We start from the raw sequence: 21,589 nt of genomic DNA, 5'->3' as shown, positions 1-21,589 counted from the left end.
TCGATGCTTCCTGGTTCCCGGTCGTCAGCTTCACGATGGGAGCCTCGACTATATACGACCCTTTTCTGATTTGCTCATCGCGCAGCCTGGCGCGCGACGTATTGCCTGGACAGCGCCGCGCATCGCTTACGCCGTTGCCAGTTCCGCTCCGACGCCGCCTTGCAGCAACGCGCGAATGGCATCGGTCGACAACGGTTTGGCGAAGTAGAAGCCTTGCATTTCATCGCATGCGCGCTCCTTCAGGAAGTCGAGTTGAGCGGACGTCTCCACGCCCTCCGCGATCACCTGCAACTTCAGCGAATGCGCGAGCGCGATGATCGCCGACGTGATCGTTTCGTCGTCGCTCGACACACCGATGTCCGACACGAACGAGCGGTCTATCTTCAGCCGGTCGACCGGAAAACGCTTCAGATAGCTGAGGCTCGAATAGCCGGTGCCGAAGTCGTCGATCGCAAGACCGATGCCGAGCGCGTGCAGCTCATTCAGCATCGACACCGCCTCTTCGGCGTTGCGCATGATCGCGCTTTCGGTCAGTTCGAGTTCGAGGTACTCCGGCGCAAGACCCGTTTCGGCCAGCACCTGCATCACGAGTTGCGCGATATCGCGCTGCTGGAACACGCGCGCCGACAGGTTCACCGACACGCGCGCCGCCGGCAAGCCTTGATCCTGCCACGCCTTGTTCTGGCGGCACGCCTCGCGCAGCACCCATTCGGAAAGCGGTCCGATCAGGCCGCTCTCCTCGGCGACCGGAATGAACGACGACGGCGGCACGAGCCCCACCTCCGGATCGCGCCAGCGCACCAGCGCTTCGGTGCCGACGATCTGTCCGGTTTCGATATCCACCTGCGGCTGGTAGTGCAGCAAAAATTCGTTGTCGCGCAACGCGCGGCGCAAGCGCCGTTCGAGATTCAGACGGGCACCGGCGCTCGCGTTCATCTCCGGCTGATAGAACTGGAACGTGTTGCGGCCCAGGTCTTTCGCGCGATACATCGCGAGATCGGCCTTCTTCATCAGCGTTTCCGCATCGTCGCCATCTTGCGGGTACAGGCTCGCGCCCATGCTGCAGCCCACGTACAACTCGGTGCCGTCAAGCCAGACCGCCTCTGATATCGACGCTCGCACGCGCTCCATCCATGCAATCAGCGATTGTTCATCGACGGTATCCGTCATCACGATCACGAACTCGTCGCCGCCGTGCCGCGCGACGGTATCGCTCGTGCGCGAGCAGCGCGCAAGCCGCTCGGCCACCACGCTCAACAGACGGTCGCCGACGCTGTGTCCGAGGCTGTCGTTGACGTTCTTGAAGCCGTCGAGATCGAGGAACACCACCGCGACGCCCTTGTGCTGCCGCTGCGCGACGATCAACGCATGCTGCAGACGGTCGCGCAGCAGATTGCGGTTCGGGAGTCGCGTGAGGCTGTCGTAATTGGCCTGATATTCCAACTGTTCCTGATAGCGGATCAGATCGGTCACGTCGTTGATGACGCCAATATGATGCGTGATGACACCCTCCGCGTTCGGCACCGGCGCAATGAAGAGCTGATTCCAGAACAGCGCGCCGTCCTTGCGATAGTTGCGCACCACCGCGCTCACTTCGCGATTGGTGACGAGCGATTGGCGGATCAGCGCGACGCCTTCCTGATCGCGGTCGTCGCGCTGCAGCACACGGCAGTCGTGGCCGATCACCTCGGCCGGGTCATAGCCGGTAATGCGCTTGAACGCGGGATTCACGTATTCGATCAGATTGCCGGTCGGCGACGGCGCGGTAATCAGGATCGCGTTGACGCTCGCATCAAGCGCGCGGCTTTGCAAACGCAGCGCCAGATCGGCACGCTTGCGCTCCGTGATGTCGGTATAGGAGCCGAGCACGCCGATCACGCGGCCGTCGCTGTCGGTAAACGGCAGCTTGCTCGTCATCGTGGTGCGGTGCACGCCGTCTATCACCACGTCCACTTCGAAGTTCATTTTGGGCAAGCCGGTCGTGATGACTTCGTGATCGTGTTCGCTCAACCGATCGGCAAATGCGCGCCACGGCATGTCGGCATCGCTTTTGCCCACCACCTGCTCCGGGTAGGACAAGCCGGCATCGCGCGCGAACGCCATGTTGCAGCCGAGATAGCGCGACGCCTGATCCTTCCAGAAAATCCGCTGTGGAATGTTGTCGATCACCGTTTCGAGCATCTGGTTCGAACGCTGCGCTTCGGCTTCGGCGTTGATCTGCTCGGTGACGTCGTCGGCAAGCACGAAGAACGCGGCGCGACCCATGAAATTGAGCGCGTGATACGAGATGTCGGCGCTGATCATCGACCCGTCCTTGCGCCGGTGATGCCACACGCCCGCCATCGTACGGCCACGCGGCACCAGGTCGCTGCGCTGCAGGTGGGATTCGAGACGCGCGATTTCGGCGTGCGGCCGGATCGCGCGGACCGTCATGGCGAGGAACTCGCGCTCGCTATAGCCGTATTGTTTGATCGCGGCAGTATTGACCGCGAGAAAACGCAGCGTCTCGCGATCGACGATGTACATGGGCACCGGATGCTCGTCGAACAGCCCGCGAAAGCGCTCGTCGTTGCGACCGAGTGCGCGCATGCTGCGCAGTTTCGCGCGAGCGCTGCTTTCGCGCACGCCGAACGTGAAAATCAGCAGCGCGCTGCCGGCGAGCATCGTTGCGATCAGCAGCAGCATGGCGCGCCGCGATTGTTGGATCGAGGCTGCGAGCGACGCCTGCAACGCGCGGTTTTCCTCGCCGCGCACCGAAGCCAGGTCGGCTTCGACACGATTCAGCCCGAGGCCGAGTTGTGTGTAGGCGGAGGCCGCCCACGCGCGGGAGTCGCCCGGCGCGGCGCTCGCCGTCTGCTTTAACGCATCGCCGATGTCGCGTTGCAGTGCGCGGCTGTCGGCGCTTAGTCTGGCAAGCGCGCCGAGCATCGCGGGTTCGCTGGCCATTTCCTCGTGCAGATCGCGCTCCAGGTTCCCGAGTGTCATGGACATGGCGCCAGCCGCATGCTGCGGCGCACGCTCGCCCGACGCTTCGAAGCGTGCGAGCGCGGCAAGTCCGCCGTCGAGCGCCGAGCGATAGGCGTCCAGGTTCTGGCGTACGCTTGTCGAACGCAGCGCGCGGGCGTCGACGTCGCGCTGGCCGCAAATCTGCGTGTAAGCGACGAACGCGTTCGCGCCGACCGCTGCGACGACGACCGCCAGATTGATCAGCAGCCGCTTCGATAAAAAAAGAGTCATGGGTTCCGAACGTCACTCGTTCTGCGGACGGAGCGCGCCGTCGCGTTCGATGCCGGTTCACATCGATGCGAGTGGTTATACGCGCCAACCTTTGGATAACGGCACGGTTCGGAATCGATTGAGGGTGGGAGGGAGGAAATTTTGCGGTGCTTGGGGGATTGTTGCTGGCGGCGCCTGGCCGGCCGGCCTCGCCGATCGCTTCCGGCCGGCCGCTTCTGGCCGGCCGCTTCTGGCCGGCCGCGCCTCGCCGGCCGCGCCTGGCCGGCCGCACCTGGCCGGCCGCGCCTAGCCGGCCGCACCTAGCCGGCCGCTCCAAATTCCCTCATCGCGGGGATGAAGTCGTGGTTCGCTTCCGGCTTGCGCGACAGCTTGGCCAGCACATAGCGCCTGAACGGATCAAGGTCGGCCCAACGCGCGACGCTCGGCGCGGCAAGACCCGCGAGTTCCGCCTGATGGGCGACGCCCTGCGGCACGCTGTCGGTCCGCCGCCATGCGGGCGCCTCTTCGGGTGTGAACCACTCGGGCTCCATGTTCGCATGCGTGCGCAGCATTTCGAACAGCGCGTGATCGAAGTTCGGTTCGATTTCCGCGTCCTCGTCGACAGGAAATCGTGCCAGCAGCTTACGGTCTTCAAGCGGCAGCATTTGCCATTGAGCCAGTGAAATGCGCAGCCCGAAACGGTCGAGATTGAAGCGGACCGACATTGGAATGTACGTGAAGTTCTCGGACGACGCGACTTCGAAGTCGAACAGGATCGGTGCTTCGCTGAGTCCCATGACGGTGTTCCTCTCTGGTAACGGGCCACACGCAAGCCCGGCTTGAGGTATTTTAGAACCTTATTTGCGCGACGGCGGCCCGAAGCCGGCGCGCAACGCACACGAGGAGTGAAGTAGCTTGAACGATCTGGACACAGCCGGACAGCCCGGCGCGGTGGAGCGCGAGGTGCGCCGGCATCGCGGCGACACGGTCGAAACCGTTAGCGACCACGTCGGTCAGGAATGGCCGGTGGCGCTCGTTTTCAACGGCATTTCGCACGCGGTGATGATGTGTACGCCGCGCGATCTGGAAGCGTTTGCAGTGGGATTCGCGATTTCGGAAGGCATCGTGGAACGCGGTAGCGACATTCACGACATCGAAGTGGAGCTGTATGACGACCCCGAACTGCCGCACGCCGAAGTGCAGCTACAGGTCGTGCAGCAGGCGTTCGTCGCGTTAAAGGAAAAGCGCCGCGCATTGGCCGGCCGAACCGGCTGCGGCGTGTGCGGGATCGAGAGCATCGATCTGCTGGATCTGACTCCCGAACGCGTGCCGGACACCGGCTTTCTACAACGGCTCGCGCCGGATGCGATTGCGCGCGCCGCTCGTGAACTGCCGGAGCACCAGGCGCTGACGCGGCTCACCGGCGGCCTGCACGCCGCCGCATGGTGCGACGCGTCGGGCGCGATTCGCTACGCGTTCGAGGACGTCGGGCGGCACAACGCGCTGGATAAGCTGATCGGCCAACTCGTGCTGGACCGCGTGGATAGCCAGCAAGGTTTCGTTTTTCTGTCGAGCCGTGCCAGTTATGAACTGGTGCGAAAAGCCGCGCGCGTGGGCGTGCCGATGGTCGCGACGATCTCCGCGCCGTCGTCGCTGGCCATTGCGATTGCCCGCAAGGCCGGCGTACGGCTGGTGAGCTTCTGCCGCGAGAAAAGCTACGTCGACTACGATACCTGGCAGCCGACGCAGGCTACGGCTCAGTGAAAACAGTAGAGCGCTAAAGCGCTGAAAAGCTCAAGGGCAGTCGGCTTCAATCGAACTGCCGGAAATCCGGCTTTCTCTTTTCAAAGAACGCCTTGAACGCCTCGCGCGCTTCGGGCGCGAGCAGCATCTTGCCGAAGTGCACCGCCTCCTCGCTCATCTGCGTCGACAATTCCTGGCGGCTCGCGTGTTTCATCAGGCTCTTCGTCACTCGCAGCGATGAAGCCGGCAGCGACGCCAGCTTCGCGGCCTGCGACGCGGCATACGCATCCACTTCCGCCGCCGGCAGGATACGGTTCACGAAACCCATGCGCTGCGCCTCGGCGGCGTCGAACGCTTCGCCGAGCAGCAATTTTTCCGCCGCCGCCTGATAGCCGCCGACCCGCTGCAACAACAGGCTCGACGCCGCTTCCGGGCACAAGCCGAGTTGCGTGAACGGCAGTGAAAAGCTCGCCGAATCCGCTGCGTAGACGAGATCGCAATGCAGCAGCAGCGTCGTGCCGATGCCCACTGCAGGGCCCGCCACCGATGCCACCACGGGCTTTTCCGCTGAACTGATTGCGCGCAGGAACTGGAACACGGGCGCGTCTTCGCCCATTGGGGGCGTTTTCATGAAGTCTTCGAGATCATTGCCGGCGCTGAAAATGCCCGCGCTGCCGCGAATCAGGATCGCACGCACCGCGACGTCACCTTGCGCCTGCACCAGCGCGTCGGCCATGGTCTGATACATGGCGGCCGTGATTGCGTTTTTCCTGTCGGCCCGGTTGAAGGCGATCGTCAGTACGCCGTCGGCGTGCTCGACCAGAATATCCATTGTCATCTCCTCGTACTCCCACTCAGAAAGTAAAACGGTCCGCAAGCCAGTATGACCTGCGGACCGTTCGTTCGATGCCGTCAGCAGACTTACAGGCGCTCGATAATGCCCGCGGCGCCCATGCCGGTGCCTACACACATGGTCACCATGCCGTACCGGTAATTGCGGCGGCGCAGGCCGTGCACCACCGTCGACGCACGAATCGCGCCCGTCGCGCCGAGCGGGTGGCCCAACGCGATCGCGCCGCCAAGCGGGTTGATCTTCGACGGATCCAGACCCAGGTCCTGAATCACTGCGAGCGACTGCGCGGCAAACGCTTCGTTCAGTTCGATCCAGTCGAGGTCGTCCTGCTTCAGACCCGCGGCCTTCAGCGCGGCCGGAATCGCTTCCTTCGGCCCGATACCCATGATTTCCGGCGGCACGCCACGCACCGCGAAGCTGACGAAACGCGCGAGCGGCGTGAGGTTGAATTCCTTCAGAATTTTTTCCGACACGACGATCAGCGCGCCCGCGCCGTCCGACGTCTGCGAGCTGTTGCCCGCCGTCACCGAACCCTTGTTGGCGAACACCGCGCGCAGCTTCGCGAGTCCTTCGAGCGTGGTTTCCGCGCGCGGGCCTTCGTCGAGCGACACTTCGCGCGTTCTGACCTTCACTTCACCGGTAGCGAGATCGGGGAAACGCTCGGTGATCGTGTAGGCGGCGATTTCGTCATTGAACTCGCCGGCCTGCTGCGCGGCGATGGCGCGGCGGTGCGACTCGACCGAGAACGCGTCTTGCGCTTCGCGGCTGATCTTCCAGCGCTCGGCGACTTTCTCCGCCGTCAGGCCCATCCCGTACGCAATGCCCACGTCTTCGTTACGGTCGAAAATGTGCGGCGACAGCGACGGCTTGTTGCCCACCATCGGCACCATGCTCATCGATTCGCAGCCGCCCGCGATCATTGCGTCCGACTCGCCGACGCGGATGCGGTCGGCGGCCATGGCGAGCGCAGTCAGACCAGATGCGCAGAAGCGGTTCACCGTCACGCCGCCCACCGACTGCGGCAGGCCGGCGAGCAACGCGCCCATCCGCGCGACATTCAGCCCTTGTTCGGCTTCGGGAATCGCGCAGCCGATGATCGCATCTTCGATCACCTTGGTATCGAGTCCGGGCACCTGGGCGACGGCCGATCTGATGGCGTGCACCAGCAGTTCGTCCGGGCGCGTGTTCCTGAACATCCCACGCGGCGCCTTGCCGATCGGCGTGCGGCTCGCTGCGACGATGTATGCGTCTTGCAATTGCTTTGCCATTTTGAATTCCTCTCGCGTGCGTCGCTTAATTGCGCACCGGCTTGCCGGTTTGCAGCATGCCCATGATCCGTTCCTGCGTCTTTTGCGTGCCGAGCAGGTCAACGAACGCACGGCGCTCCAGTTGCAGCAGCCATTCCTCGTCGACGAGGCTGCCCGCTTCCACGTCGCCGCCGCACACGGCTTCTGCAATGCGGCTCGCGATCAGGTAATCGTGCTCGCTGATGAAACGGCCGTCGCGCATATTTACGAGCGATGCCTTGATGGTCGAGATGGCCGAGCGGCCGGCCACCGGCACCTGCGTGACACGCAGCGGCGGACGATAACCCGCTGCGGCCAGCGCGCGCGCTTCCTTCTTCGCGACGTCGAGCAGTTCGAACAAGTTGAACACAATTGTGTCCGACGGCTTCAGGTAGCCCATCGCGCGGGCCTCGAGCGCGGAGGCGGAGACCTTTGCCATCGCGGCGTTTTCGAACGACTTTTGCACGAACTTGAGCAGGTCGCTGGTTGCGCCGACTTGCGTCGCCGCTTCGGCCGCACGCAACGCTGCTTCCTTCAGGCCGCCGCCCGCGGGCACCAGACCGACGCCCACTTCGACCAGACCGATATAGCTCTCGATGTGCGCGACCCGCTTCGCGCTATGCAGCACCAGTTCGCAGCCGCCGCCGAGCGCGATGCCCGACACCGCCGACACCACCGGCACATTGGCGTACTTCACACGCAGCATGCCCTGCTGGAACTTCTTCACGAACGGCTCGATACCCTTCGCGCCGCCCATCATGAACGCGGGCATGGCTTCTTCCAGGTTCGCGCCGGCCGAGAACGGGCCGCCGGGCGTGCCGAGCTTCAGCGACGTGGGTTGCCACACCACCAGACCCTTGTAGTCCTTCTCGGCGAGTTCGATTGCCTGCGTGAGACCGTCGATCACCGACGGTCCGATCGTGTTCATCTTGCTCTTGAACGACACGATCAGCACATCGCTTTCGCCGGCCCGATCGTCGACCCATGCACGCACGGCGTCGGTTTCGAACAGCGTCTTGCCGTAGGTTTTCGGATCGGTGGTCGTTTCGCCGACGAGCGGCGCACGGAATACCTGCTTCTCATAAACGGACAGCGACGAGCGCGGAACGAACGTCTTTGACGCGGGCGACCACGAGCCTTCGTTCGTGTGGACGCCGCCCTTCTCCGCGACCGGACCTTCGAGCACCCACGACGGCAGCGGCACGTTCGACAGCGCCTTGCCCGCCGCAATGTCCTCCTGCACCCATTCTGCGACCTGCTTCCAGCCGGCCGTTTGCCAGCCTTCGAACGGACCTTCGTTCCAGCCGAAGCCCCAGCGGATGGCCAGATCGACGTCGCGTGCGTTATCGGCGATCGATTCCAGATGGACGCCGATATAGTGATACACGTCGCGGAAAATCGACCACAGGAACTGAGCCTGCGGATGCTGCGATTCACGCAGCAGCTTCAGCCGCTCAGCCGGCGGACGCTTCAGAATGCGGCCGACCAGTTCGTCGGCTTTCGCGCCGCCGTCCACGTACTCGCCCGTCTTCGGATCGAGCACCTTGATTGCCTTGCCTTCTTTCCTGTAGAAGCCGCCGCCGGTCTTCTGGCCGAGCGCGCCCTTTTTGACCAGTTCTGCCAGCACCGCCGGCGTTTCGTAGACCGGGAAGAACGGGTCGTCTTGCAGTGTGTCCTGCATCGTCTTGATGACGTGCGCCATGGTGTCGAGACCGACCACGTCCGCGGTGCGGAAGGTCGCCGACTTCGCACGGCCCAGACGCGAGCCCGTCAGATCGTCCACTTCGTCGAAACGCAGGCCAAACTTCGCGGCTTCGGCAATGACGGCGAGAATCGAGAAAATGCCGACGCGGTTGGCGATGAAGTTCGGCGTATCTTTCGCACGCACGACACCTTTGCCGACCACGCTCGTCAGGAACGTTTCGAGTTGATCGAGGATTTCCGGGCGTGTGCTCGCGGTCGGGATCAATTCGACCAGATGCATGTAGCGCGGCGGATTGAAAAAGTGGACGCCGCAAAAGCGTGCCTTCAGTTCATCCGGGAAACCTTGCGACAGTTCGGTGATCGACAGCCCCGACGTGTTGGTCGCGAAAATCGCGTTCGGCGCGATGTGCGGCGAAACCTTCCCGTACAGATCGTGCTTCCAGTCCATCCGCTCGGCAATCGCTTCGATCACGAGGTCGCATTCGGCGAGCTTGCCGATGTCGTCGTCGTAATTGGCGGGCTGGATGTACTGCGCGTCGTCCTTGACGCCGAACGGCGCCGGCGACAGCTTCTTCAGGTTCTCGATCGCCTTCAGCGCGATTCCGTTCTTCACGCCTTCCTTGGCGGGCAGGTCGAACAGCAGCACGGGCACCTTGGCGTTGACCAGGTGCGCGGCGATCTGCGCGCCCATCACGCCGGCGCCGAGCACGGCGACCTTGCGAATGATCAGATTGCTCACGTCGTTCCTCCGGGGAGTTATGCGGTGTCGCGAACGGCTCTTGTGTTCGCGATGTCAGGCCTGGCGGCGCGCCGCGCTGTCTTGCAAGAACAGCGCGGCGCTCGCCGTGATGAGCGGGTCAGAACAGCGCTTCGTCGACTTCCATCAGCGACCTGGAGCCGGCGCGCGCCTGACGGATCGTCATGGCCGTTTCCGGCAGCAGCTTGGCGAAGTAGAAACGCGCGGTGGCGAGCTTTGCCTTGTAGAACGGGTCGCCCGATGCTTCCTTGTCCAGCGCGATGCGCGCCATGCGCGCCCAGAAGTACGAGAACACCAGGTGGCCGACGGTGCGCAGATACGGCACGGCGGCGGCGCCGACTTCGTCCGGGTTCTGCATCGCCTTCATGCCGATTTCCATCGTCAGCTTCTGCACCTTCTCGCCGATGTCGGCGAGCGGGTTGATGAACTCCTGCATTTCCGGCTTCACGCCTTCGGCCTCGACGAATTCCGTGACCAGCTTACCGAATTTCTTCATCTTCGCGCCCATGTCGCCGAGAATCTTGCGGCCCAGCAGGTCGAGCGCCTGAATGGCGTTGGTGCCTTCGTAAATCATGTTGATACGTGCGTCGCGCACATACTGCTCCATGCCCCACTCGGCGATAAAGCCGTGACCGCCGTAGATCTGCATCGCATGGTTAGTGCATTCGAATGCGTTGTCCGACAGGAACGCTTTCAGGATCGGCGTGAGCAGCGCGACCAGGTCGGCGGCTTCCTTGCGCACCGATTCTTCCGCGTGCGACAACTCCTTGTCGATATGCAGCGCGGACCAGTACGAGAACGCGCGCGCGCCTTCGGCGTAGGCCTTCTGCGTGAGCAGCATGCGGCGCACGTCCGGGTGCACAATGATCGGGTCAGCGGCCTTTTCCGGCGCTTTCGGGCCGGTCAGCGAACGCATTTGCAGACGCTCTTTCGCGTAAGGCAGCGAGTTCTGATAAGCGACTTCGGTCAAGCCCAGACTTTGCATGCCGACGCCGAGGCGCGCGGCGTTCATCATCACGAACATGGCATTCAAGCCCTTGTTCGGTTCGCCGACGAGCCAGCCCTTCGCATTGTCGAGATTGATCACGCAGGTGGCGTTGCCGTGAATGCCCATCTTGTGCTCGATGGAGCCGCACTTCACCCCGTTGCGCTCGCCCGGCTCGCCTGCCTCGTTCGGAACGAACTTCGGCACGATGAAGAGCGAAATGCCCTTGGTGCCTTTGGGCGCATCTGGCAGACGCGCGAGCACCAGGTGAACGATATTCTCCGCGAGATCGTGTTCGCCGCTGGAGATGAAAATCTTCGTACCGCTGATGGAGTATGAGCCGTCGCTGTTCGGTTCGGCTCTGGTGCGCAGGATGCCGAGGTCGGTGCCGCAATGCGGCTCGGTCAGACACATGGTGCCGGTCCACACGCCCGCCACCAGCTTCGGCAGATAGCGCTGCTGCAACTCCGGGGTGCCGTGCGCGTGCAGACATTCGTAAGCACCATGCGAGAGGCCGGGGTACATGGTCCACGCCTGATTCGCCGAGTTCAGCATCTCGTACAGCGCGTTGTTGACGAACGCGGGCAGGCCCTGTCCGCCGTATTCCGGATCGCAGCCCAATGCGGGCCAGCCGGCCTCGACGTATTGCTGATAGGCTTCCTTGAAGCCCTTCGGCGTGGTCACGACGCCGTCGCCGACGTACGTGCAGCCTTCCTGGTCGCCGCTATGGTTGAGCGGGAACAGCACTTCGGAGCAGAACTTGCCGGCCTCTTCGAGCACCGCGTTGATCGTGTCGGTGTCGAGATCCGCATGCTTTGGCATTTGCCGGATTTCAGCTTCGACGTTGAGCAGTTCGTGCAACACGAATTGCATGTCGCGCAGCGGCGCGGCGTACTGTCCCATGACTCTCTCCAAGTTTGACGAGAAGCGAGGCCATTAGCGGAGTCCGTAAATCGAAACTTTCTGCGCCGTCGAATCGGTGTGGTCTCGCGGCGCTGCTAACGGCTTTCGCTTTGATACGAAATAATCAGTTTTTCCAGCGCGGCCCACGTGAGGCGCACCGCATCCGGCAGATGCAGGAAACGCGCGTCGTGATGCAGACCGAGCGTGAAGCTATACAGTTCGAACAGCATCAGTTGCGGATCGGCGTCGGCACGCAGATGCCCTTCTTCCATGGCCTGCGAAATAGCGCGCGTGAGCGCCGCCCGCCAGATCGTCACACTCGACACCAGTTGCTCGCGCACCGGGTTGTCCGCGCGATCGTCGTATTCGACGGCGCCGCTGATGTAGATGCACCCGGTGGTCACTTCCTGAATGCGCTTCTCAATCCAGCGGGAAATCATCGCGCGCAAGCGCGGCAATCCACGAGGTTCTCGCAAACTCGGGAAAAACACCTCGTCTTCGAAACGACGGTGATATTCGCGCACGACTTCAACCTGCAAATCTTCGCGCGACCCGAAATGCGCGAACACGCCGCTTTTACTCATCTGCATGCGCTCGGCCAGCAGGCCGATCGTCAGACCTTCCAGTCCGTCGCGGCTTGCCAGATCGAGTGCTGCTTCCAGAATTGCGGCTCGTGTTTGTTCGCCTTTTCGCATAGCTTTTTTACCGTTCTAATGTGACCAAAACAAAATCGAACGGCCGTACTATTATTGAGTGGCGCCGTCCGCGAAACAAGGACTTTATTAGAAACCGGTTTCTAACGAAGTTTCAATTCTGCGGCATTCATCAATCGGAGGAAGGAGATTTTTTAGAGGCCTTTGCCTTCTTTTTGTCATTCCTCGACGCCGCGCCGTTTCTCGGTGAAAAGAACGAGAGAACGCTAGTCGTAGCCGCCCACCGTCAGTACTTTCATGACCATCCGGTAGGTCGAATACGCCAGCCAGTTGAGCGCGCGCACACTGGCCGGGCGCGCGTCGTAACGCGCCTCGTCGATGCGCCGCGCGTCCTTGAACGCGACGAGAATTGCGTCGCGCAGCGCGTCGATCACGGGATCGTTCACCAGCACGACATTGGCCTCGTTGTTCAGCATCAGGCTCAGCGCGTCCAGATTCGACGAGCCGACCGTCGCCCAATTCGAGTCCACCACCGCCACCTTGCCGTGCAGCAGCGTCTTTTCGTACTCCGCGATCTGCACGCCGGCCTTCAGCAGCGAGCGATACAGGAACGGCACCGCATAATCCAGCGCCTTGAATTCCTTGCGTCCGATGATGAGCTTCACGACGACGCCGCGGCGCGCCGCATACACCAGCGCGCGCCGCAGCCTGCGCCCCGGCATGAAATACGGGTTGGCGAGCAGGACCTCGCTGCGCGCCTGGCCGATTGCCGTGAGATACGCTTTTTCGATCGCGCGGCGGTTGATCAGGTTATCGCGCGCGACGAACGCCACACACGGCTGTCCGCCGGCCCACAGCTGCTCGTTACGACGCCGCCGGCGCCGCCGCAGACTGCCGAGCGACGCGGCAGTCTGCGGCGCCAGATCCGGCCCGAGTGATTCGATTGGCCGATGCCCGAGCTTGATCCGCCGCCATTGCAGTTCGAACGCCTGACGTACGTCGCTGATGACCGGTCCCTGCAGTTCGAGTGCGAAGTCCCAGCGGCGGTACGGCAGCTTCTCGCCGTTGTTCTCATAGTCATCGACGATATTGATGCCGCCGCAGAACGCGAACTTGTCGTCGATCACCGCCAGCTTGCGGTGGGTACGGGAGAAACCGAAGCGGCCAAAAATGTGTGGGTTGTAGATGCGGTGATCGATGCCCGCCTTCGGCCATTCGTTGAACATCTCAAGACGGGCAGTGCCGACGCCGTCCGTGATCACCCGCACTTTCACGCCGCGCGAAGCGGCGCGCATCAGCGCTGCGCTGACCGACTGACCCGCGTTGTCGTAGCAAAAAATATAGGTTTCGAGAACGACGTCGCTCTGGGCCCCGTCGATGCGCTCGATCAGCGCGGGAAAAAACTCGGCGCCGGAACGCAGCAACCTGACCTGGTTGCCAGCCGTGAAGCGATAACGTTGCCAGTAGCGGCGGCCGAGCAGCGATTGCCGCAGGCGGGCGAAACGGCGCGCGGTGCCGACGCTCACCGGCCACGCTCCTTCGCCCGGCGCTCGAGCCGCGCGGGCAATTGCAGGATTGCGTCCGCATTCGACGACGAGAAGCAGCGCGACGCCGCCTCGTCATACGGCAGCCACACAAACGCGGTGTGTTCGCGCGGCGCAAGCCTGACCTCGAGTTGCTCGGGCACCTGCACGCTGAACCAGTGCTCGGTATTGTGAATGACGCCCTCGGCATAACGATGCCGGAACTCGGGATAGATCTCGTATTCGATCGAATATTGCCAGTCGAATAGCGCGCTTTGCGGCACGAGCGAGGTGCCGATCCGTATGCCGGTCTCCTCGGCGACTTCGCGTGCGGCCGTTTCCGCAAGCGGTTCGTCGAGCCTGTCTTTGGAACCGGTGACCGACTGCCAGAAGCCGGCATGATCGGCGCGCTCGATGAGCAGAACGTCGAGTGCGGGCGTATGGACGACGACGAGAACGGATTGCGGAATCTTCGGCGGTTTCTGCATGGTTTGAAAACTGGGCGCGACGCTGGGCGTAGTCGTTGTCGGCGGTTCGTCCAAAAGGCGGTCAGACGCGGTTGCATCGACTGTAACGCAAAAAACGAAAAAGGCGCAGATGCGCCTTTTTCATGACCACTTCAGTTGCTGCTGTCAGCTGTTTTTCGCGCGGCTCGAACCCTTGTCATGCTTATGCCTTCGGTTCCGGCGTACGCAGACGGATGTGCAACTCGCGCAACTGACGCTCGTCCACTTCGCTCGGCGCCTGCGTGAGCAGACACTGCGCGCGTTGCGTCTTCGGGAACGCGATCACGTCGCGGATCGAGTCGGCGCCGGCCATCATCGTGACGATGCGGTCCAGACCGAACGCAATACCACCGTGCGGCGGCGCGCCATATTGCAGCGCGTCGAGCAGGAAGCCGAACTTGGCCTGCGCCTCTTCCGCACCGATCTTCAGCGCGCGGAACACTTTGCTCTGCACTTCTTCACGGTGAATACGCACCGAACCACCGCCGATTTCCCAGCCGTTCAGCACCATGTCGTAGGCCTTCGCGAGGCAACGCGCCGGGTCCGTTTCGAGGTACTCGAGGTGCTCGTCCTTCGGGCTCGTGAACGGGTGATGCGCGGCCACGTAGCGATTGTCTTCCTCGTCGTACTCGAACATCGGGAAGTCGATCACCCACAGCGGCTTCCAGCCGGTTTCCACGAGGCCATTCGCCTTGCCGAATTCCGAGTGACCGATTTTCAGACGCAGTGCGCCGAGGCTGTCGTTCACCACCTTCGCGCGATCCGCTGCGAAGAAAATGATGTCGCCGTCTTGCGCGCCGGTGCGCTCGATGATCGCCTTGACCGCTTCATCGTGCAGGTTCTTGACGATCGGGCTTTGCAGACCGTCACGGCCCTTCGCCACTTCGTTGACCTTGATCCACGCCAGACCCTTCGCGCCGTAGATACGCACGAATTCCGTGTAGCTGTCGATGTCGCCACGTGACAGTTCGCCGCCCTTCGGCACGCGGATCGCCGCAACGCGGCCGTCTTTCGTGTTGGCCGGCGTGCTGAACACCTTGAAGTCGACGTCGCGCACCGCGTCCGTGAGGTCCGTGAATTCGAGCTTCACGCGCAGGTCCGGCTTGTCCGAACCAAAGCGGCGCATCGCTTCCGAATAAAGCATGACCGGGAATTTTTCGTCCAGCGACACGCCGATCGTTTCCTTGAAAACGTGGCGGATCATCGCTTCGAACAGGTCACGAATTTCCTGCTCGTCGAGGAACGATGTTTCGCAGTCGATCTGCGTGAACTCAGGCTGACGGTCGGCGCGCAGGTCTTCGTCGCGGAAACATTTGACGATCTGGTAGTAGCGATCGAAGTTGGCGACCATCAGCAACTGCTTGAACAGCTGCGGCGACTGCGGCAGCGCGAAGAACTGACCCGGGTTCGTACGCGACGGCACCAGGTAGTCGCGCGCGCCTTCCGGCGTGCTCTTGGTGAGCATCGGCGTTTCGATGTCGATGAAGCCCAGCGAGTCGAGGTACTTGCGCGCTTCGATCGCGACGCGGTAACGCAGACGCAGGTTGTGCTGCATTTGCGGGCGGCGCAGGTCCAGCACGCGATGCGTGAGGCGCGTGGTTTCCGACAGGTTGTCGTCGTCGAGCTGGAACGGCGGCGTGATCGACGCGTTCAGCACGTTCAGTTCGTGGCAGAGCACTTCGATCTTGCCGCTCTTGAGCGCCGGGTTCGTCGTGCCTTCCGGACGCGCGCGAACCACACCCTTGATCTGCAGGCAGAATTCGTTGCGCACGCCTTCGGCGGCCTTGAACATCTCTGCGCGATCCGGGTCGCAGACGACCTGGACGAGCCCTTCGCGATCGCGCAGGTCGATGAAGATAACGCCGCCATGGTCGCGGCGGCGGCTTACCCAGCCGCACAGCGAAACGGATTGGCCCAGCAGTTCTTCGGTCACCAGACCGCAGTATTCAGATCTCATCGACATGATGTTTGTCTTTCGTTTTGCATTGGTTGAACGGCGCGCGGGCAATGACTCGCCCCGCGCCGCGTTACAGCGGAGGCTCGACTGTCGTGCGGCGCACCGGCGCCGGCGGCGCGGACGGCGCCACCACGCCCATCGACACGATGTACTTGAGCGCGGCGTCGACAGTCATGTCGAGCTCGACTACTTCGCTTTTCGGCACCATCAGGAAGAAGCCGGACGTGGGGTTCGGCGTGGTCGGCACGTACACGCTGACGTGATCTTCTTTCAGGTGGTTCACCACGTCGCCGCCGGGAATGCCGGTCAGGAACGCAATGGTGTACGAACCGCGGCGCGGGTACTCGATCAGAAGCGCCTTGCGAAACGCGTTGCCGCTGCTGGACAGCAACGTGTCGGACACCTGCTTGACGCTGGTGTAGATCGGACCCACCACCGGGATGTGCCCGACCACGAGTTCCCACCACTTCACGAGCTTCTGCCCGATGAAGTTTTGCGTCAGCAGACCGACCACGAAGATGAACGCGAGTGTCAACACCGCGCCTAGACCTGGCAGGCGGAAACCGAAGACACGCTCCGGCTGCCATGACTCGGGCAGCAGCAACAGCGTCTGGTCCATCGTGCCGATGATCAGACCGAGCACCCACAGTGTGATAGCCAGAGGCACCAGCACCAGCAGGCCGGTCAGGAACACCGATTTGAGCGTCGTTTTTTTCGTCGTCATGTGTACCGCCAGAAAGCCGCGCGGCCCGAGGCCGGTTGCGCGGCGTATGCGCCGCCCCGCAGGGCGGCATTCCTACGAGCCGCTGCCGGAGCCGCCTGAAGCGGCCGGTGCGGCCGCGGGCGTTGCCGGCGCAGCCGAGGCGGCCGACGAACCCGCCGCAGCCGTGCTACTGGCCGGTGCCGCGTCGGATTTGGCGCTCTCGCCATTGGCGGCGGCTTTCTCGCCGGCACCGCCAGCATTTCCATTCGACGCGCCGTCCGCGTCCGGCTTGGCCGCCGCGGCAGCGCCGCTATTGCCGCCGCGGAAATCCGTGACGTACCACCCCGAGCCCTTCAACTGAAAGCCCGCAGCCGTCACCTGTTTGCGAAACGTGTCTTTCCCGCATTCGGGACATTGCGTCAACTGCGGGTCGCTCATCTTCTGAAGGACGTCCTTCCCGAAGCCGCATGACTCACAACGATAAGCGTAGATCGGCATGATCCTTTTCCCTACTGAAATCTGATAAACGCTTGCAAAGCCTTGAATTATAGCCGCAAACAATATCCCACCCCGGTTTTTGGGGGCGAACATTCCGCGCAGCCGCCCGCCGCTTAAATGAGGGCGGCGTTGGTCGAATCAAGTCCGACCTGACCGGGGAAGCACGCCGATCCCGGGAGCAGCGGGCGCGACGCGCGGCCTTACCCGCGCCGCCGCCATGTGAGCCAGCGCTCACGTCCAGCAAATACGGGAATCGAGTCGTTCACCGCTTCGTCTTCGATCAGGTCGAAATACGGCGTGAGCAGCGCGTCGAGTTCGGCGCGTTCGATACCGAAAGGCGGACCCTTCCGCGTGGCCCCGAAGAAAAAGAATCCCGCGAGCAATGCGCCTTTCGGCACGAGTTCGGCCATGCGCCGCGCGTAATCGGTCCGCCGGCCTGGCGGCAACGCGCAAAGAAACGCGCGCTCATAGACCCATGCCGGCTCGAACGGCGGCTCGAAAGCAAAAAAATCGGCCTGCTCGACGAGGTGTGCATACTGCGCACCCAGTTGTTCACGCGCCGCCGCAACCGCAGCCGGCGAAAAGTCGATTGCCTTGACGGGGCTACCCTGCCCGGCCAGCCAGAGCGCCTCGTACGCGCTTCCGCAACCGGGAATCAGCACTGCCGCGCCACTGTGACGCGAAGCAAACGCCTGAAATGCCGATGGCACGCCGGCCTGGTCCCACGGCATGAAACGGCGCTCGAAACGCTCGTCCCAGAACGCGGGCGAATCCGGATCGCGAGTCGTGAAATCTGTTGCGGAAGGCTCGATCGGATCGCTCATTGCATACCTCGCAGGAACAGGGTGACGCAGGCGGACGCGGGCCTAGCCGCCGTACGCGAACGCGAGAAACACCCGCGCGAGCACCACGCCCACGCCGACTGCCACGCCGAACAGCAGCAAGCCTTGCAGCAGCCGGTTGGTGCGCTTCTGCTCGAGCAGGATCTGGCGAATCATCTCGTCGTTCCCGCCACGGGTCATGTTGTGACGCTCGGCCAGCGCGTGGTGGATGAGCCGCGGCAGCTGCGGCAGCGTCTTGGACCACTGCGGCGCCTCGATCTTCAACCGCTCATACCAGCCGCGCAGACCAATCTGCTCGTTCATCCAGCGTTCGAGATAAGGCTTGGCGGTTTTCCACAAATCCAGTTCGGGATCGAGCGAGCGACCGAGCCCTTCCACGTTGAGCATGGTCTTTTGCAGCAATACGAGTTGTGGCTGGATTTCGACATTGAAGCGCCGCGACGTCGAAAAAAGCCGCATCAGCACCTGGCCGAGCGAAATGTCTTTCAGCGCGCGATCGAAATACGGCTCGCAGACCGCGCGGATCGCGCTTTCCAGTTCCTCGACGCGGGTGTTGGGCGGCACCCAGCCCGACTCCAGATGCAGCGTGGCGACCCGGTGGTAGTCGCGCTTGAAGAACGCGAGGAAGTTTTGCGCGAGGTAGTTCTTATCGAAGTCCGACAGCGCGCCGATAATTCCGAAGTCCAGCGCGATATATCGGCCGAAGGTTTCCGGCGCGAGGCTCACCTGAATATTGCCGGGGTGCATGTCCGCGTGGAAAAAACCGTCGCGAAACACCTGCGTGAAGAATATTTCGACGCCTTCACGCGCCAGCTTCGGAATATCGACGCCCGCCGCGCGCAGCGTTTCGACCTGGCTGATCGGCACGCCGACCATGCGCTCCATCACGAGCACCGTGGGCGTGCAGAATTCCCAGTACATCTCCGGCACGAGCAGCAGGTCGAGTCCGGCAAAGTTGCGGCGCAACTGGCTGCCGTTGGCGGCCTCGCGCATCAGGTCGAGTTCGTCGTGCAGGTATTTGTCGAATTCGGCGACCACTTCACGCGGCTTCAGGCGCTTGCCGTCCGCCCATAACCGCTCGGCCCAGACGGCGATGTCGCGCAACAGCGCAAGGTCGGAATCGATCACAGGCAGCATGTTCGGGCGCAGCACCTTCACGGCGACCGCCTTGCCCGCGTGCTGCCCGGCCTTGACCTTCGCAAAGTGGACCTGCGCAATCGACGCGCTCGCCACGGGCACCCGCTCGAAATCGTCGAACAGCACGTCAACGGGCGCGCCGAGCGACTTCTCGACCAGCCCGATCGCCACCGCCGAGTCGAACGGCGGCACCTGATCCTGAAGCTTCGCGAGTTCGTTGGCGATGTCGACCGGCAGCAGGTCACGGCGTGTGGACAACACCTGGCCGAACTTGACGAAAATAGGCCCGAGACTTTCGAGCGCGAGCCGCAGCCGCACTCCCGGCGGCGCGTCGAACTTGCGGCCGATCGTGGTGATGCGCAGCAGCAGACGCACGCGCCGGTCGTTGACGCGGCTGAGCATCATCTCATCGAGACCGAAGCGGATAACCGTGAAAAAAATCTTGAGGAAACGCAGAAAACGCATGGTTGTGCCCGGTGACTAGCGCGTGCCGCGCGACGTGGCGGCGCCGCCCGACGCATTGGCGCCGTGGGCTTCGACCTTCTGTTCGAGACGCTCGATTCGCTTCTCCACGCGCGCCAGCGTGTCACGCGCACGGGCCAGCTCGGCGTTGAAGTCGTCGAGCGCTGCGCGCCGCACCAGTTGCGGGTTTTCGTCGAGCAGATACTCGGCGGCGGTATCGAGCAGATTGCGCCCGGTGCGCTGCACGTGCTCACCCACCGTTCGCACGACCGACGCGACTCGCCATGCCGGTCCGTCGCCGATGAACTTCGCCAGGTCTTCTTCCGGCTCCCAACGCAGATGCTCGGCGAGTTTCGCGATGGTGGTGGCGAACTCGGCGTCGCCCTCGATCTTCACGTGCTTCATCACAGCGGCCTGGCCGCCCTGCACGAAGGCCGGCAGCGCCTCCGACGGCACGGTGATCGTCACGTCGACCTGCCGCGCCTCGCTCTCGCCGACTGCGCTCAGATAGCCGTCCGGCTGCACCAGCAGCGTGAGGACGACCGGCGGGCACGAGAGCCGGGCGGTCTTGCCGGCATACGGAGCAAGGCGCTCACGAGCCCACGACTCGCGGGCGAGCAGATGATTGACAGCGGCGGCAAAAGGCTTGGCGGCGAGAGTCATTGAGAGTGGCAAGAAAAAACCCGCGCGAGCGAGGTGCTCGCGCGGGTTCCTATTGTAACGTCCGTTCGCTTCGCGGCCCGCTATGCCGAACGGCCAACATTGCACCGGAAAGCGGAACAGGAAAAGTCGTGCTGACGCCGTTACGCAATCGGCTTCGCGGCGTTCCAGCCGCGCGTCAATGCTGGGTCACCTGCTGGATGCCAGCCAGCAGCCAGCCTTCACCGGCACGGTTCGCCTTCGACAGATTCCAGACCTCGACGAACGGCTCCGCCGGCGCGCCCGGCACTTCGCGGATCAGCCCTGAAAAACGCACGCTGGCAAAGTACTCGCTCGCGCGCTCTTCGACGCCGAGCAATTCGGCGTTCAACTGCACCACGTCGGTCTGGTTCGATTCCGTGCCGCGCGACGACAGGTCCACTCTCACCTCGGCGAACATTTCCGGCGTGGTGAACTGGCGAATATCTTCCATGTTGCCCACGTCCCATGCGGCCTGCAAGCGCACGAAATAGACCTTCGCGTTGCGCAGGAACGCTTCCGAATCAAACCCGGCGGGCACGGAAGGCGTGGCGAATGCCGTCGGCGTGCTCTGCGAACTGCCTTGCGGCTCGAGATACGAGCCACTGGACGGCGCGCTGTAGCGTGGCTCCTGCGGATAGCTCGTGCTGCCCGAATTGAACGACGTTGCGCCGGTTGCATACGCCGGTTGCGACGCATCGCGCTTTCGGCCGAGGAAGCGCCGGATCAGCCAGATTGCGATCATGGCGATGACGGCGATCACGATGATATTGGCCATTGCGCCCGCAAACGCGCCGCCCAGTCCAAAGTGCGACAACAGCGCGGCAATGCCCAGCCCGGCGGCGAGGCCGGCGATCGGCCCAAGCCAGCGTGAACGGTTCGGCTGCGCAACGGGCGCCGGCGTGGGCGCAGGCGCGGGCTGTGCACGCTGCTGCGTGGCCTGATTGTTCTGGAAAGACTGCGACGGCGTAGCCTGATGCTGCTGCTGAACCGTATTCGACTGGCGGCCGAAACTGCGGCCACCGCCCATGCGGCGTGCTTCGGCGTCCAGCGAGGCGAGAGAACCCGCCATGATCAGGCCGACCATCGCGATCAGTCCGATTCTTCTCACCAATGACCCCGAAACCTTACGGAGAGATAACACGTTCGAATCGGACATTTTCGTACTTTCCTTTAAAAATCG

At 63.1% G+C, this 21,589-nt stretch carries 17 protein-coding genes; 1 reads left to right on the top strand and 16 read right to left on the bottom strand.

Annotated features, from left to right (window positions below; translation table 11 throughout):
* Positions 1-126 precede the first annotated feature (126 nt).
* Together AAGS40_RS02060 and AAGS40_RS02055 are read right to left on the bottom strand one after the other, a co-directional pair.
* Positions 127-3,237: an EAL domain-containing protein gene (locus AAGS40_RS02060; protein WP_345812868.1), complete on the bottom strand. Its 3,111-nt coding sequence runs from the start codon at positions 3,235-3,237 to the stop codon at positions 127-129.
* A gap of 299 nt (positions 3,238-3,536) precedes the next feature.
* On the bottom strand, positions 3,537-4,013 hold the full coding sequence (locus tag AAGS40_RS02055) for a nitrate reductase associated protein (protein ID WP_345812866.1): 477 nt from the start codon (positions 4,011-4,013) through the stop codon (positions 3,537-3,539).
* 118 nt (positions 4,014-4,131) lie between these two features.
* On the opposite strand from AAGS40_RS02055, the gene fdhD reads away from it, so the two are divergent.
* Positions 4,132-4,980, top strand: coding sequence for a formate dehydrogenase accessory sulfurtransferase FdhD (gene fdhD, locus AAGS40_RS02050; RefSeq protein ID WP_345812865.1), 849 nt, complete (start codon positions 4,132-4,134; stop codon positions 4,978-4,980).
* Between the two features lie 46 nt (positions 4,981-5,026).
* Here fdhD and AAGS40_RS02045 read toward each other — a convergent pair whose 3' ends face one another.
* The 14 genes from AAGS40_RS02045 to AAGS40_RS01980 form a co-directional block, all read right to left on the bottom strand.
* Positions 5,027-5,797, bottom strand: coding sequence for an enoyl-CoA hydratase (locus AAGS40_RS02045; RefSeq protein WP_345812864.1), 771 nt, complete (start codon positions 5,795-5,797; stop codon positions 5,027-5,029).
* Positions 5,798-5,880: 83 nt separating this feature from the next.
* On the bottom strand, positions 5,881-7,080 hold the full coding sequence (locus AAGS40_RS02040; RefSeq protein ID WP_345812863.1) for an acetyl-CoA C-acyltransferase: 1,200 nt from the start codon (positions 7,078-7,080) through the stop codon (positions 5,881-5,883).
* A gap of 25 nt (positions 7,081-7,105) precedes the next feature.
* Entirely contained in the window at positions 7,106-9,541 is a 2,436-nt protein-coding gene (locus AAGS40_RS02035; RefSeq protein WP_345812861.1) for a 3-hydroxyacyl-CoA dehydrogenase/enoyl-CoA hydratase family protein, read from the bottom strand.
* A gap of 118 nt (positions 9,542-9,659) precedes the next feature.
* Positions 9,660-11,447 (bottom strand): acyl-CoA dehydrogenase C-terminal domain-containing protein, encoded by a 1,788-nt coding sequence (locus tag AAGS40_RS02030; RefSeq protein ID WP_345812859.1) that lies wholly within the window; start codon positions 11,445-11,447, stop codon positions 9,660-9,662.
* Positions 11,448-11,542: 95 nt separating this feature from the next.
* Positions 11,543-12,142 (bottom strand): TetR/AcrR family transcriptional regulator, encoded by a 600-nt coding sequence (locus AAGS40_RS02025; protein ID WP_345812857.1) that lies wholly within the window; start codon positions 12,140-12,142, stop codon positions 11,543-11,545.
* Between the two features lie 224 nt (positions 12,143-12,366).
* On the bottom strand, positions 12,367-13,626 hold the full coding sequence (gene clsB / locus AAGS40_RS02020) for a cardiolipin synthase ClsB (protein WP_345812856.1): 1,260 nt from the start codon (positions 13,624-13,626) through the stop codon (positions 12,367-12,369).
* Positions 13,623-14,111, bottom strand: a complete 489-nt coding sequence (nudB, locus tag AAGS40_RS02015; protein WP_345812855.1) for a dihydroneopterin triphosphate diphosphatase — start codon at positions 14,109-14,111, stop codon at positions 13,623-13,625. The genes clsB and nudB overlap by 4 nt, the downstream gene beginning before the upstream one ends.
* A 181-nt stretch (positions 14,112-14,292) precedes the next feature.
* Complete coding sequence (gene aspS, locus AAGS40_RS02010) at positions 14,293-16,092, bottom strand: aspartate--tRNA ligase (RefSeq protein ID WP_345812853.1); 1,800 nt, start codon at positions 16,090-16,092, stop codon at positions 14,293-14,295.
* A 64-nt stretch (positions 16,093-16,156) separates the two neighbouring features.
* The gene (locus AAGS40_RS02005; protein WP_345812852.1) at positions 16,157-16,810 is read right to left on the bottom strand and encodes a DUF502 domain-containing protein; all 654 of its coding nucleotides are present in this window, start codon (positions 16,808-16,810) and stop codon (positions 16,157-16,159) included.
* 72 nt (positions 16,811-16,882) lie between these two features.
* Positions 16,883-17,287, bottom strand: a complete 405-nt coding sequence (locus AAGS40_RS02000) for a zinc ribbon domain-containing protein (RefSeq protein ID WP_345812851.1) — start codon at positions 17,285-17,287, stop codon at positions 16,883-16,885.
* 200 nt (positions 17,288-17,487) lie between these two features.
* Positions 17,488-18,111: a methyltransferase domain-containing protein gene (locus tag AAGS40_RS01995; RefSeq protein WP_345812850.1), complete on the bottom strand. Its 624-nt coding sequence runs from the start codon at positions 18,109-18,111 to the stop codon at positions 17,488-17,490.
* A 42-nt stretch (positions 18,112-18,153) separates the two neighbouring features.
* Positions 18,154-19,731 (bottom strand): ubiquinone biosynthesis regulatory protein kinase UbiB, encoded by a 1,578-nt coding sequence (gene ubiB / locus AAGS40_RS01990; RefSeq protein WP_345812849.1) that lies wholly within the window; start codon positions 19,729-19,731, stop codon positions 18,154-18,156.
* Between the two features lie 15 nt (positions 19,732-19,746).
* A complete protein-coding gene (locus AAGS40_RS01985) occupies positions 19,747-20,391 on the bottom strand; it encodes an SCP2 sterol-binding domain-containing protein (RefSeq protein WP_345812848.1) in 645 nt (214 codons plus the stop codon).
* A gap of 175 nt (positions 20,392-20,566) precedes the next feature.
* The gene (locus tag AAGS40_RS01980) at positions 20,567-21,565 is read right to left on the bottom strand and encodes a TIM44-like domain-containing protein (RefSeq protein ID WP_345812847.1); all 999 of its coding nucleotides are present in this window, start codon (positions 21,563-21,565) and stop codon (positions 20,567-20,569) included.
* Positions 21,566-21,589: the final 24 nt, after the last annotated feature.

It is taken from the genome of Paraburkholderia sp. PREW-6R, assembly GCF_039621805.1.
GTDB lineage: Bacteria > Pseudomonadota > Gammaproteobacteria > Burkholderiales > Burkholderiaceae > Paraburkholderia.
Note: the sequence above shows the minus strand (reverse complement) of the source record. Positions and strands in the feature narration are given on the sequence as shown.

Coding starts and splice junctions, on each gene's coding strand:
- AAGS40_RS02060 (WP_345812868.1), bottom strand. CDS start 3,237: ATGACTCTTTTTTTATCGAAGCGGCTGCTGATCAATCTGGCGGTCGTC.
- AAGS40_RS02055 (WP_345812866.1), bottom strand. CDS start 4,013: ATGGGACTCAGCGAAGCACCGATCCTGTTCGACTTCGAAGTCGCGTCG.
- AAGS40_RS02045 (WP_345812864.1), bottom strand. CDS start 5,797: ATGACAATGGATATTCTGGTCGAGCACGCCGACGGCGTACTGACGATC.
- AAGS40_RS02040 (WP_345812863.1), bottom strand. CDS start 7,080: ATGGCAAAGCAATTGCAAGACGCATACATCGTCGCAGCGAGCCGCACG.
- AAGS40_RS02030 (WP_345812859.1), bottom strand. CDS start 11,447: ATGGGACAGTACGCCGCGCCGCTGCGCGACATGCAATTCGTGTTGCAC.
- AAGS40_RS02025 (WP_345812857.1), bottom strand. CDS start 12,142: ATGCGAAAAGGCGAACAAACACGAGCCGCAATTCTGGAAGCAGCACTC.
- nudB (WP_345812855.1), bottom strand. CDS start 14,111: ATGCAGAAACCGCCGAAGATTCCGCAATCCGTTCTCGTCGTCGTCCAT.
- aspS (WP_345812853.1), bottom strand. CDS start 16,092: ATGTCGATGAGATCTGAATACTGCGGTCTGGTGACCGAAGAACTGCTG.
- AAGS40_RS02005 (WP_345812852.1), bottom strand. CDS start 16,810: ATGACGACGAAAAAAACGACGCTCAAATCGGTGTTCCTGACCGGCCTG.
- AAGS40_RS02000 (WP_345812851.1), bottom strand. CDS start 17,287: ATGCCGATCTACGCTTATCGTTGTGAGTCATGCGGCTTCGGGAAGGAC.
- AAGS40_RS01995 (WP_345812850.1), bottom strand. CDS start 18,111: ATGAGCGATCCGATCGAGCCTTCCGCAACAGATTTCACGACTCGCGAT.
- ubiB (WP_345812849.1), bottom strand. CDS start 19,731: ATGCGTTTTCTGCGTTTCCTCAAGATTTTTTTCACGGTTATCCGCTTC.
- AAGS40_RS01985 (WP_345812848.1), bottom strand. CDS start 20,391: ATGACTCTCGCCGCCAAGCCTTTTGCCGCCGCTGTCAATCATCTGCTC.
- AAGS40_RS01980 (WP_345812847.1), bottom strand. CDS start 21,565: ATGTCCGATTCGAACGTGTTATCTCTCCGTAAGGTTTCGGGGTCATTG.